Genomic DNA, 14303 nt, shown 5'->3' on the forward strand with positions numbered 1-14303 from the left:
ATTCTTATATGATTATGGCAATTAAGGATAATTAGGGATTTAGGCATTAGAGGACATAGCCCTTTTGTCAGATAAGCAAAAAGAAGCTGCCGGGCCAATTAGCCCAGCAGCTTCAAGTTTGTTGAATCATCTTTTATTCTATCAATTTATGAATCTCAGAAAGGACCTCATCAGATACGGCACCCTTTCCTCCAAATACTTTCACTTGTCCAATTTCATTGCTTCCGAAGAAGTTTTTCACTTCCGCAGATAATGTTTTGCCGACAAGGATGACTCCGCTATCATGCTTAGCGGCTAAAGCTGCGCCAGCTAATGCATCTGCAAAGTTTTGTCCAGTTGCAGCATAAACCACATCCAGTGAAGGCTCGAAGAAGTCTGCAAGGGCTACACTTGTTGCATAGCGATCTTTACCATAGACTCTTTCGGCTCCAGGTAGTTTCTTAAACACATTGTCAGAAAGGGCACCTTGACCGCCGACTACCAATGTATTTTCAACACCAAGATCTTTAAGAACCTGACTTGATGCTGCTGGAAGCTTATCTTTTTCAGACAATACGATCGGCATGCCGTACTGACCTGCATATGAAGCAACAGCTAAAGCATCTGCAAAGCTTGTTCCATTAACAACAACGGCATCTTCTGAACCATCCGGAGCTACTTCTTCAGCAATAGCTGCTGCAGTTGCCCAGCGGTCTTTACCGAAGATACGGTCTGTTTCAAGACCCATATCATTTAATTGTTTTTCAACATTTGCAGAAACGGCGCCAGTTCCGCCAAGGATGACAACTGTTTCTGCTCCCAATCTTTCAAGCTCAGCTTTTGTAGCTGCTGATAACCCTTTTGAATCTGTTAATAAAACTGGAGCATCATATTGCGCTGCAAGCGGAACACCTGCTAATGCATCCGCAAACTCGTGCCCTTTTGCAAGGAAGACAATCTCAGATTTTTCCCAGCCTTCAGAGCTGATGGCTGCTGCGGTAGCATAGCGGTCTTTTCCGCTGATGCGGCTCACTTTATCATCTCCGCGGTATACTTTTACTTCTTTAACCGTTTTGTGTCCTGCCAAGTCAACAGCTTCTACCGTGAACGTATTTTCACCTGGCTGAAGCGCAACTTCTGTTTTGATTTCTTTCTTAATGCCTCTCATGGAATACGGCTCCCTCAGCATGTTGTAGAAGACTTCGTCTCCATCAACCACAACTCGAAGCTCATCAAAATTATCAGAAACATTTGTTGTTAAGGTCGCTTTTTCTGTTGCAGCACTTACGCTTGCAGGTGCTTTTACAGAAAGCTCAGGTGCAGTTGTGTCAACGAAGAATTGCTTTAAGAAAGAAATTTCGTTGCCTGCTTCATCTGTACCTGCGATACGGATTTTGTGGAATCCATCTTCTAATGTAAGAGTTGTTTCAAACTCATAGCGTTTTAATTCAGCATTCCATTTTAATTCAACTGATTTGCCGTCTACAGTGAAGTTTGTCACTTTAGACTCATCTGTTACATAGCCTTTTACAGGAACTTCATTTGTATCATATGTTCCAAGGGCTTCAGGAAGCTCAGCAATGATTGATGGAATTGTATCATCATTGACACCTTTGAATTCTTTTGCAGAAGTGTTGCCTGCATTGTCAGCTGTAAGAACCGTTACAGTTGAACCTGTCGCAAGATTCTCAAGCTTGTATTCTTTTGTTGTTGGAGCAAGTGTTATTGGATTTCCATCTTTATCTTTTCCAAGAACAGATTGACCGTTAACAAGGACATCGAAGTATGCAACGCCTGAACGCTCATCGGCTGCACTGAATGTTACCTTGTTATCTTTAAATGCCGCATTTAAAGTTGGCTGAACAGTATCAACAATAACAGGAACGTGAACCTTTTGAGGAGCTTTTCCTGCATAGTCTACCGTTGCTGCAATCTCAAAGTAATACTGACCGTCTTTTACAAGAGCATTTTTCACTTTTCCATCCCATTGGTTTGCAGGATTTAAAGTGTAAGGCGTGTATGTTCCGTCGTAGTAATGCTTGCGCACTTCTACTTCTGAACGGATGGTACGCAATTGGTTTTTGTTCTCATCGAGCACATTGTATTTCACTTCTTTAGCGTTGCGCAGGAATGAAAGAACAGGAATTAACTGGTCTTTGCTGCCATCGCCATTTGGTGAAATCGCAACTTTACGTGCATCGAATGGAACTTTTTCATTAAATGAATCAGATCCAAGGTAGTCATAGTCTTCACCGGCGCGAGAAACTACTCCAGAATAGCCATAAAATGTTTCGTTTTCTAAATCGAAGTTCATAGCGTCAAGAATTGGAGCCTTACCCCAGTCTCCATTGAAACCTACATAAGGTACTGTAAGCTGTGATAACCCTTCAGCAGAGAATGTTACGAAACCTTCTACAAAGTATCCGTTTTTGAAGACATCCTTCACTGGTACAGGAGTTTCAAAATCATCGCCTAAAACTTTTGCATCTGTTGTATCAAGCGTAATCTTAACTGTTTTTGTTGCACCGGCAGCAACCTCTACTTTAGCAGTGTCTTTACCGTCAACTTTAAGAACAGCATCCATCAATTGCTGTGCTTCAAGCTCATCATAGTTAAGTCCAAGAGATCCGCCGTTAGCGAAATCCGTTTGAACATTTGCTTTTACATCGTAAGAAACAGCTTTATCGCTGAAGTTTTTAAGATCAAGTGAAAACTCCACTTTATCGCCGACTTCTTTTAGAGCTACTTTTCCTTCACCTGTTTTTGATTCAGTTACTACTGCAGGTGTATTAAGTGCAGAATACAGCTTCATCAATCCAGCACCTTGGCGGCGCGGGGAATAAGGGTTTTCCCAGCCAAATGCGTTATTCACCAATCCCTTGTCAATAACAGGCTGAGACGTATTCATTAAGATGTTTTTCGCCATAAGGACGCGATCTGCACCTTCTAAATTGAACAACTCGTCTACGCGCTCAAGAACAATCGCAGATCCGCCGGCTACGTGAGGTGCAGCCATTGAAGTTCCGCTCATAATTCCGTATTGATTATCATTGAATGTAGATAAGATTTTTCCGCCTGGAGCTGTAATTTCAGGTTTGAAATCAAGGTTCGGTGTCACGCCCCATGAAGTAAAGGCAGACATTTTCCCTCTTTCAGCGTTTGGAGCAGCTACTTTGTCATCTCCAAATGTTACATCCAGTTTCTTTCCTTCCTTTGCTTGTGCTTCAAGAGCATTACCATCTGCAATGCTTAATGAAACTAAAGGAATCTGCGGCTTATCAAGCGCCATGCTCACATAATCGCCATGCGCAGGCAATCCGCGGATGATCACACCTGCAGCGCCTTGTGCCTCAGCCGTTTTTTGGATATTTGCATAGAAGTATCCGCCAGTACGAACGGCAAATACAACTTTACCTTTCACATCTTTCCCTTCATATCCTGCCGGCTGTCCATCTCCGACATAGACAATATCAAGCTTTTGACCTTTAAACTTATCAAGGAATTTCGGTCCGTCCTGCTTTTGGTAACCAATTTCCCCAAAATCAGCGCCGTCTACTTGAACTTGCATCGCGTCAAGATCAATTGTTGAGTTTTCAAGAGAAGCAACCTGCAGGGAATCATAAGAAAGACCTGGAGATCCCACTACTCCCACATCAGGATTGCTTGCATAAGGATTTGCCCATCCATTTCCTAAATGAGCTGAGTTACCAGCAGAAACAGACATGACTACTCCGTTTTCCACTGCTCTTTCGATTGCCTTCTGTTCAGGATCTTCCGGCAGCACGAATGAGGCTGTTGAGCCTAAGCTCATATTCAGTACATCAGCACCTAATTGAATGGAATCATCAATGGCTTTTACATAGATATCACTCCATGTAGAAGGCATTTCAGGATCATTTCCGAAAACTTTCAGAGCTAAAAGCTGCGTCTCAGGAGCCACGCCTTTTAAGCCTCCGTTGTCTTCATCTCCATTTGCACCAACTGTTCCGCCAACGTGCATTCCGTGCATCGATGCGCCCGGTCCCAAATCAAGAATTTCTTCATTCTCGTCCATATAGTTATATCCGTAAGGCACTTTTTCTGTGTAATACTTTCCTGGCAGGTTAAAGTCAGAAACAGCATCACCTACAGAACCTTCTGTTAAAGCAGGCACTGTATCTTCACTTAAAATCATATCTCTGTGACTTGGATCGATTCCTGTATCAATGATACCAACAATCATTCCTTCGCCGTCATAGCCTAAATCCCAAGACTCGCGTGCTTCTACCAAGTCTTTGCTGTATTTCATTTCCGGCTCTGCAGCAGGACGCTCGTATTCATGAGCGATCGTTACTTTATTAACGCCAGTTAATTTTTCAAGCAAAGCGATTTTTCCGTATGCAACTTCTCCAGAGAAGCCGTTGACTACAGTTGTAAACTCCTGCTCGAATTTCATTCCAAGGTTCTTTGAAGCGATTTGGTTTTTAACCGCTTTTTGCTCTTTCAAAGCGTTCGCTTTCAGCTCTTCCTGCTTTGATTTTGCAAGAGCATCAAATTTCTTTCCTTGCTTTGTTGCATATGTAATTGCGGGCTCGCCCTCGACTTCGACAATTACACGAACTTTGTCAGTACTCTTATATTGTTTATCAGCGTCTGATTTTTTAATAGATTGCTTGCCGGCATTTTTCTTAACTTCAGTATTAGCATTGCCCTTTTGCGGTGTCGGAACCGCTGCTAATGCTGCATTAGAGAAAACTAACAAGAAAGCGAACATTAAAAATAACGATCTTTTCAGTTTTACTTTCAACTACTTGACCCCCCTAGTAATTTAGCAGTGATTTTCACTAAAAAATACTAATTTATCCCTCCTTTAACATATATAGAGATTATTTACTCTTTTATTCTATTTGCAAAATATTGAATAGTCAAACATTTATAAAAACTTTTATTCGTTAGTATGCTAAAGACAAATTCCGACAAAAACCAGGACCTTAAGATGCTTGTTACACATTGATGCATCAATGTTTTAAAGCAGAAAACAGATTTGAAAGCCGGAAACGATGCATCTAAACAGAAATTATAAATATCCATTTATTTGTATATCGGAATAGAAATTGGGTGGAGAGGCAAAAGTCCTGCTGCCGTTCGACTTTTCTAAGTCATTTTTCAACACTTTTCCCGGGGAATTATTTTTGTTTGACGAAATTCCTTAGAAGAATTAGGCTGCTTTCGCATAGATTTTTGTTTTACATTCCATATGTTGTCCGTTCCTTTCCGCTCCAGGAACTTGCTTTCCGCGGTCCGCCTGGGAGCCTCCTCGGCGTTGCCTGTGGGGTCTCCCAATTTGCTCTATTTCCCGCAGGAGTCAAGTTTATCCGCTGCTATCCACTAATGGTTTAAAATATCTGGTTTAATAGCAGCAAAGTTTATGAAAAGAGCCAAATAAAAAGACTGTCAGATTTCGATCTGACAGTCTGATGGATAGATTTAGTTTTTTAATAGATTGATGATGCTGGTTTCGAGTGAAGATCGAATTGCACCTTCCCCACCTAAAATCGTCACTGCTTGATATTGATCAATCAGTTTCATTGATGAAGTGTTTTTTGTTGGATTTTCGTTATTCAAAAGAAGAATGGAGGCATTGTTCTTCGCCGACAAAACGGCTCCTGAGAGAGCATCTGGAAAATTAGATCCTTTAGAAACATAGATTTCATTTTGTCCTAATCTCAGCTGCTCAGCAATGACTTTGCTTGTTTCATAGCGGTCGATTCCGCTGATTCTTTTAACATCCTTATCTTTGAGCTGATTGAATACTTTATCTGAAATGACACCTGTTCCGCCAATGACATATGTTTTACTGACATTGGCCAAGGAAGTTTTAATGACATCTGGAATAGAATCCTTTTGAGTAAGCAAGATCGGGTAACCCTTTTTAGAAGCGTAAGCTGCCACTGACAGTGCATCAGGATAGTTTCCCCCAGTAGCTAAAATAGCGGTGTTCGACGAAAGATTTGCTGCTATTTTTGCTGAAGTTTCATAGCGATCTGAGCCTGAAATTCTTGTCACTGCTAAACCTAAATTTACAATTTCTTTTTCAAGCTGCTCAGAAACAGCATTCTTCCCTCCAAGAATAATCGCTTTTTTTGCCTTCAACCTTTTTATTTCATTCTTTGCAGGATTATTCCCAGCAGAGTTTGCACTTTTACTGCTGTTAACTAATAGCAGCGGTGCATTGTGTTTCGCAGCCAAGGGAGTTCCAGATAATGCATCCGGAAAAGACTCTCCTGTCGCTATTATAACTGTATCAGACTGCTTCCAGCCTTCTTTTGAGATTTCGGCTGCAGTGGCATACCTGTCAGGTCCAGATAATCGAGTTGTCACCCGTTTTAAATAGCTGGATGCCACATATCCTTTAGTTTGTGAATCCTTGATCTGTACTGGATACCAAACAAAAAGATTAGAAGAATCATAACCGCTATCATACGCAAATTCTCCTGTAGGCTTTACAACTATGCCTTTACCTGATTTTACTAATGGAGTCTTTTTATTTGTACCTTCTCGAATACTAGGAGTATCTTCATCATCATTAACCGTTATTAACGTATCGTTTTTATTGAAAAGATGCTTTGTCTCTGTCATTGGAGCATTTAGTTTGAAATCAGTTTTATTGAAAACAATATTCTCTTTGGAGTCACAAGTATATGTGAAGTCTTCAGGCTTCATATCGATAAGCGATATATGAGTAGTGATATCCTGAATGCCTCGACCTACTCCAATCTTGATGAGTTCATATAGCGCTTCTTGATATGCTCCTGTATTTCTCTCTCCATCGCCTTCGCATACTGCAAGGGGGCTGTTCTCAGGCTTAATTCCGTTGTATCGCAAAGCAGAAAAATACCATCTTTCCAGGTATGTACTTGGATCGTCTTTTTGTACGAGAGGTGCAGGCTTATTTGACCCTATAGGTACAGTCAGGTAGTCTTTTAATCTCTTAACCCCTGAGTAGATATTAAAAATCGCATTCTTTTTCAAATTTTCTTCATCTGCTGCTGGATATACCGTCATCTGCATGATGCCTATACCGCCATCACCAGATATAATAGGCACTCCATTTTCAAATTGCTGCCAGTCATTACTTTCTTTTGTCGCAACACCTTTAGCAATTTCAGCTGGCACCTCAAGCTCAATTGCAACATTAGTTAATAAACAATTAACGGTCTGATAAGGGATGGTTTTACCATATTGCTCTTTTGGAATATACTTACACTTTTGACTTGCCTTGTTCTCAACACTACTAAAATCCGGAGTTGCCGCATCTGACACTGCCGGCACCACAAAAACAAAAACTAACGACATAAACATAAAAAGGGTGATTTTTTTTAGATACACGTACCTTGCCTCCAAAGTTTAGATTCTAGTAAAATCTTAACACAGAATCAGACAGGTTTTGTATGAGTTTCCAAAATAAGATAAAAAATAGATCCCTTTTAATAGGATCTATTCCGCGGTTTTCACAAAGTATTTTGTTAAATAGTCTGCCCAGATCTTGTTTCCCTCAGCATTCGGGGCTGCTTGATTTTCCGTGAGCAGATTTTTGATTTTTTCATCCTTCTGATCAGGCCAGTTTGCCCAGTGATCGAGATAGGTCAGCTTGTTTTCTTTCGCAAAAGCTTTTAATGCTTCAACGTCTTTTGGATAATGGGTGGCGTTGAAGATTGGGTGAGGAGGCTGAAGATAGATGACCGCACTTGGATTCTCTTTTTTAAAGCTTCCGATAATTTGTTTCATGTTTTTTAACGAATTCGGCAATCCAACTTTTCCATTATCATTTAGGGTAAACGGTTCAAAGATGATGATGTCCGGCTTAAATTTGCTGACTTGTTCCACATAATTTTTACTGATAAATGTAATGGTAGTGCCTTCTCTGTAAGACAAAACGTTCAGGGAAAACATATCCTGTCCGTAAGCTTTGTTTAAGTTATTTTCTACTAGTTGAGGCCAGCCTGCAGGGTCAGTTGGCGTGCTTTCTGATCCGACAGCGACAATTTGCACAGGCTTTTTTGTCTCTTTGAAAAGGTTCATCTTCTCTATTATTGGTTTTGGAAAAGCAGCAGCTTGTGCCATCCATTCGGGTTCCTCTTTGGCTGCAGCAGGTGCTTCCGTTTTCTTCTCCAAAGCTTGTACTTGAGCCGAACTGATTTTCTGTTTCCAGTGGATATTGCCTAATACAATCACGCAAATGCATATAACGATTACGCACAATGTAATAATTTTATTCATTTTTACTTTCCTCCAGCATCTGCAGTATTCTACATTCTATCATAGGGATGATAGACTCTCCCTGCAAGCAAGGATAAGGAATTTTTTGAGCAATAATCAAATTTTTACCTTTTTAATAGAAAAAGCAGTGAGACTTTCTCACCGCTTAGTTAATAAAACTTTTCACACCTAGATAACGAGGTTCAAAGTATACGTTATCCATTGAGGAAATCGTTACGCCTTTTGAAGAACTGGCATGGATAAACTCATTGTTGCCGATGAAAATTCCTACATGAGATGGGCCTGCTTTGTATGTTTCAAAGAATACAAGGTCTCCCTTTTGCGGAACGGCCACAACTGTTGCATCGTTCCATTGGTCAACCGTTGTTCTTGGCAAATCTACCCCATGCTTGTCGAATACAAATTGCGTATATCCGCTGCAGTCAAATCCTGATGTTGTTGTGCCGCCGTATAGATAAGGCACGCCTTGCAGGGATTTTGCTGTTTCAATAAGCTTGTCTACTGGAAAATAAATCGAGGTAAGCACACTGTTGCTGATTGCACTTGTTCCGCCGATTAAAGTGACGGTTTGTACATTTTTCGCATCGATTAATTTTCCAATTTCAGCTGGAAGAGTGGATGAATTTGTAAGCAGCATCGGGATGTTTTGTTTTGCTGCATAGATCGATCCAGTTAAAGCATCAGCATATGTAATACCAGATACAAGTAAGGCACGCGACGCAGAGAAGCTTGCAAACTTAGTAGCTACCTTTGCTGATGTGTCATAGCGGTTCGCTCCTGCAATTCGTTCTGCATACGGAAGCAGTGACGCTGTTTCATTTGAAATAACACCTGTACCGCCAATCACATATGATTTCGTAAAACCGTTTACATAGTTTTTCACTGACGCTGGAACGCCTGTCTTCTTAACCAGCAGGATGGGTGAGCCCTGCCTCGCAGCAACCGCAGATGCTGAAAGACTGTCCGGGAAATTGCTGCCGTTTGTAATAAATGCTTTTGTAGATGCAGATCCCAATGATTTTAATTTCTTTGCAATGGCAACCGATGTTTCGTAGCGATCGGGGCCTGATATACGGGTTACAATAAGGCCCATATTTTTCAGTTTGCCGGCTACTGCTGCAGAGACTGCACTTTCGCCGCCGAGTATGTATGCATTTTTAGCATTTAATCTTGTAATTTCACTAGTAATTGCTGCAGGTATTGCGTCTTTTCCCGTCAGAAGGATCGGCGCATTCAGCTTGTAAGCAAGCGGTCCTCCTGCTAAAGCATCAGGGAAGTTGTTTCCGACTGCAATGACAACATTGGATGTTCCATTCGGGAACGTCTTCTTTGAAACTTCTACTGACGTTTTATAACGATCCTGACCATAGATTCTGCTTGTAGTCCCTGCTTCTGCCTCTTTAGGCTGGGAGATCAAAAGAATCATCAAAAGACTGAGACAGCTCAACATTGTAATAGTTATTCGCTTCATACCATTCTCCTATGATGTTTTTACCCTTTCATATTATATAACAGTTTAATAGTCTGACAGTTTACAAATATGTTACAAATTGCTGCTTCATTCGATGATAGACAACAAAAAGACAGCGTTTCCGCTGTCTTTTGCTGTTGCTTTATGCCTTTTTTCGACGCGCTGCATATAAAGCAGCACCCGCCATCATGAGAATAGCTCCAAAAAAGACGGACTGATACATGACAGTTGCTGTTTTTGGAAGTTCATTCTCTCTAATGCCAGAAGCAGGTTTTGCTTTCTCTGGCAGAATTGGCTCATTCGTAATTTCTTTTTCCGGCTGCTCTTCTTTAACCGGAGTTTCTTTACCTGGATCCGGTGTTTCTCCTGTCTCAGGCTTTTCAGACCCTAAAACAAACACCAGCGGATTTTTCAAATAGTCCTGCTCTTCTTCAATTGTAAATTCATATTCATACTCAATGCCTTCATTGTAAACGAAGAGGCTGTAGGCACCGACTTTCAGGCTGAATTTCCCTTCATCTGCCTGAAGGTCATCAATCAGCTGGCCAAGTTCATTAGAATAGCCTTCAAATAAGATGTCTTCATTGTTTTTATCCAGACCCTCTATCAAAAACTCCGCTTCACTGATTGGCTGTTCATCCTCATTGATCAAATAAAACTCAGCCTGCTTCATGCCTTCTTCATCCTCAGGCAAAGTGGTTACTTCGATTGACGCAGCGTTTCCAAACTCATCGCTTTCCCCATAAACTTCAATGAGATAGGTTGTATCAGGCTCTAAATCCGTTAACTCGTATGATGTTTGAGATGCAGGCAGAGGCTCTTCCTCTCCTGTAAATTCTCCATCAACGATGACAAAATAAGAACCTTCTGTTCCTTCAAACATTTTATCCCATGAGAATGAAATGGAATGCTGAGTCACATCCTCAATATGGATTTCAGGATAGTGCGTGATGTCGATCTGAACGGTAACGCCTCTATCTCTCAGCTCCTGTACAACGAGATCAGCGTCTGAACCGGATGACAGATCGAGTGTGCTTATTCCATACAATGAGACCAGGCTCAAGTCTTCAAGATTCAACAGTTCATCAATGGCTGTTAATTCTGTTCTTTCCAATGTGAGGACTTCCAATGAATGAAATTGATCTAATCCAGATAAATCTTTCAGCGGATTACGGGATATCTCAAGGGACATAAGGTCTTCTAAACCTTCATCTCCTAAATGTTCAATCTGATTATCAAACAATACTAATACTTCTAACTCATCCAGATTAGAAAGCACGGCAATGTCACGGATCTCATTTTGAGAAAGATCAAGATAATCAAGCTGTTCCATTTCCTTTATAAACGAAATATCTTTGAGCTGATTATTTCTGATCGAAAGGGAAACAAGGCTTTCCATTTCTGCAATCTTTTCATAGCCTTTCAGCTTCGTGTTTTCGATTGTTAAATCGAAGATTGGCAGCCCGCGGAGCGGAGACAAATCGAGTTCAGACTCATTGTTTAAAAGATATACATACATTAAGTTTGTCGCATATTCCAAGCCTGACAAATCTTTAATATCCATATCTGCAAGGAATAAATCCTCAAGACGCTCCATATCGCTCGCGCGGACATCACGGTTTAGTCCAAGCTGTTCTTTGATGATCTCTCTTAATGTACTGTCTTTGAATTTCACAACAGGACCTGTAGGAGCAGCAGCTGTTGTTTCAGTTGTTTCGGCGCTTGCAATCAGTTCACCGTCTGAATTATAAGCCTGCACCTCAATGTCATAAGAAGTTTCAGGCGCAAGACCTCTGACCCAGTAGCCGTACTCATAGCCATCGATTTTATCTGCGGCCGTTTTCCCGTCAACTGCTACTTTGTAATGATCAATCTCTTCTTCACCAAAGTAGTCCCAAGAGATTTCAATCGAATCTTCCGTTGCTCTTGTTGAATAAACATGAAAGGCTTCCCCGTCTCCATATTCGTACTCAACATAAACACCCTTATCTCTAAGCTGTGTGATGACATCAAAAGCTGCAGATCCATCAGATAGGTCTAGCGTGTCTATATCAAATAAGAGAACATATTCCAAAGAATCAAGCGCAAGCAATGGGTCTATGCTTTCGATTGAAGTCGTGGACAAATCCAGGAAATACAGGTTTTTTAATCCTGTAAGTTCCTCTATCCCCTTAAGTGATAAATTCTCGCTCACGCTGAGTTCTGTTAATCCTGTTAATCTTTCAATCCCTTTAAGGGAAGAAAGTTCATTTCCTCCTAAATAAAGAGACGCTAATTGCTCAAGCGCAGGCATTCCTGATAGGTCTTCTAAACTATTATAAGCAAGACCCAGTGCACCTAACTCTTTCAGAGGAGAAAGAACAGATAAATCTTTTATGCCTGTATCAGAAAGGTCCAAATACTGCAGGTTCGGCCATTTTTTTAAGGATGAGAAATCCTGCAGAGGGTTTCCGTCCAAAAGCAGTCCCGTTAGGCCAGTCAGATTTTCGATCGGTTTTAAATCTTTAATATTATTCATGGATAAACCGAGAAATTTCAGGTTCTTGGCTGTTTCCAAGCCGGATAATTCCCGAATCCCGGCACCCGTCAGGTCAAGCTCTGTCAGATGCTCCATATCGCTCTCTACGATATCCCGTTTAAAGCCGAAGTATTCTTTCATTGCTTTTTTAAGATTAGCATCCGCAAAAATCACTTTTTCCCCAGACGGCGTTTTTAAAGTAGAGAACAGGCCGTCGGTAAAACCGAGCAGTTTCCCTTCCTTACTGAAAGCCTTCACGGAAAAAGAATACTGAGTATCCGGTTTCAAATCGGATGCTTCATAACGGAAGGAATTCTTGCTTGTTTCTATTTTTTCTTTTTTTCCACCGATTGTCACTTCATAATAGGCAAGGCGCCCCTCGCCTTCATAATCCCATTCAAGAACTGCGTTTGTATCTCCGGGCTTAACTTGGTTCATATACATATTCAAGCTGTCATCATAGACAAATTCCACCGATTCTTTAAAGAGGCCGGTCTCATCAAGAATATCGATATAGGCAGATCCATAAATAATGACCTTTTGAAGAGACGGAAGGTCAGCCAGTACTTTAATACTTTTAACCTCTGTATAAGAAAGGTTGATTTCCTCCAGCTGTTTAAAGGATGCTAAAACAGACAAATCTTTAACGCTTGTCCAGCTTATATCCAAAAGCTTTAAACCCGTAAGGTTCCCAATGTGCTTAAGATCCTTGAAGCTTGTGTCTCCAAGCAGCAGACTGTGGAGGTTCGTTAACGAATTAAGAGGAGAAAAATCTGTTGCACCAGACATCGTTAAATCTAAGTACTCGAGTTTCTCAAATGCTTTTAACGCCTCTAAATTTTTCAACCGGTTTCCTGCTAGTTCCAAATGCTGCAAATTCACTGCATATTCAAGGCCGGATAAATCCTTAATAACGTACGCAGAAGCATTTAAATAAGTCAGTTTCTCTAAGTCACTTTCCGTAATATCTCGTTGAATACGAAGCTGCTCCTGTACCGCAAACTTCAGGTTTTTATCTTTAAACTCTATCGTTTTCCCTTTAGCCGCTTCCTTCGTTTTTCCTTTAACGGCTGCTTCGCTGATCATCTTGCCATCTTTATCGAATGCCGCAGCTTTCACTTCATATTCAGTGGCCGGATTCAAATCAGTAAAGATATTCTCTGTTTCTGCTGTTTTCTCCAGCATTAATTTCCCATCGAGGTACACATCATAAGAAACAGCGCCATCTAAAAACCAGCTTGCTTCAAATGATGAATCATTTACTTGGTAAAAGAACACCGTGTAGTTTGGTTTCTGTGCTTCTTCTGTTTTAGCGCTTGTTTCTTTCGTATCAAGCAGCTTGTCCCCCGCTATCACTTTCATGGTAAAAGCGTAGGTTGTGCCAGGCGTTAAATCCTTAGAGGCGTATTCGCCTTCCTCACTGAAGCTTTGAACAAACTTGCCATCCTGAAACAACTGATATTCCACTGCTTCAGTGACATTGTATTTTGGCCAGGACACAATAATAGATGTGCCTTCCACTCTTGCATTTAATTTGAATTTATCATCAATCACAACAGGTTCACCAGGATCAACAGGAGTCCCGCTGTCATCGTTCCCTTTTTTATACACAACAGTAATAGCATCTGTCTGAACGGTGTCGTTCCCCGCAAGCTTTACAAGATATGTATACGTTTCTTTTTCTTTCACGTCTTCATCAATAAATTCGTATGTTCTCGCAGTTGAACCATCTCTATTTTTAAGTTCATCTACAAGTTTGGCTTCAATCGCATGGTCCTGTTCATTTTTCTTCAGGACAAATGTTTCAGGTTCTTCGGACATCGATGTGGTTGTCCACAATAACTGAATCCCTTTCCCTGTGTTTTTAAACGAATGAAACCCAATAAGTGTCGTCCCTGCTTCAGCTGCCGCCGTATAAGGCAATGCCATGGTAACAAGCAAAGAGAAAATCATGAAGATCGACAGCATTCTTTTCATAGTAAATTCGTAATCCCCCTAGTTTCTTATAAACATCTAAATCTATTATAGTTATGTAAAATTCGGTTGTATATTTGTATTTATAGACAAAATTCTACA

At 40.9% G+C, this 14303-nt stretch carries 5 protein-coding genes; all 5 read right to left on the reverse strand.

Annotated features, from left to right (window positions below; genetic code table 11):
- Positions 1–133: 133 nt before the first annotated feature.
- Complete coding sequence (locus tag E2R53_RS16095; protein ID WP_286166240.1) at positions 134–4765, reverse strand: cell wall-binding repeat-containing protein; 4632 nt, start codon at positions 4763–4765, stop codon at positions 134–136.
- A gap of 680 nt (positions 4766–5445) precedes the next feature.
- A complete protein-coding gene (locus E2R53_RS16100; protein WP_133312744.1) occupies positions 5446–7347 on the reverse strand; it encodes a cell wall-binding repeat-containing protein in 1902 nt (633 codons plus the stop codon).
- Positions 7348–7455: 108 nt separating this feature from the next.
- Positions 7456–8238: an SGNH/GDSL hydrolase family protein gene (locus E2R53_RS16105; RefSeq protein ID WP_133312745.1), complete on the reverse strand. Its 783-nt coding sequence runs from the start codon at positions 8236–8238 to the stop codon at positions 7456–7458.
- Positions 8239–8383: 145 nt separating this feature from the next.
- Complete coding sequence (locus tag E2R53_RS16110) at positions 8384–9709, reverse strand: cell wall-binding repeat-containing protein (protein ID WP_133312746.1); 1326 nt, start codon at positions 9707–9709, stop codon at positions 8384–8386.
- Positions 9710–9851: 142 nt separating this feature from the next.
- Positions 9852–14204 (reverse strand): fibronectin type III domain-containing protein, encoded by a 4353-nt coding sequence (locus E2R53_RS16115; RefSeq protein WP_133312747.1) that lies wholly within the window; start codon positions 14202–14204, stop codon positions 9852–9854.
- Positions 14205–14303 lie beyond the last annotated feature (99 nt).

It is taken from the genome of Peribacillus frigoritolerans (assembly GCF_004358755.1).
Lineage (GTDB): Bacteria > Bacillota > Bacilli > Bacillales > Bacillaceae > Bacillus_P.

Excerpts from the sequence above, each read along its gene's own strand:
- E2R53_RS16105 (WP_133312745.1), bottom strand. The coding sequence starts at position 8,238 with ATGAATAAAATTATTACATTGTGCGTAATCGTTATATGCATTTGCGTG.
- E2R53_RS16110 (WP_133312746.1), bottom strand. The coding sequence starts at position 9,709 with ATGAAGCGAATAACTATTACAATGTTGAGCTGTCTCAGTCTTTTGATG.
- E2R53_RS16115 (WP_133312747.1), bottom strand. The coding sequence starts at position 14,204 with ATGAAAAGAATGCTGTCGATCTTCATGATTTTCTCTTTGCTTGTTACC.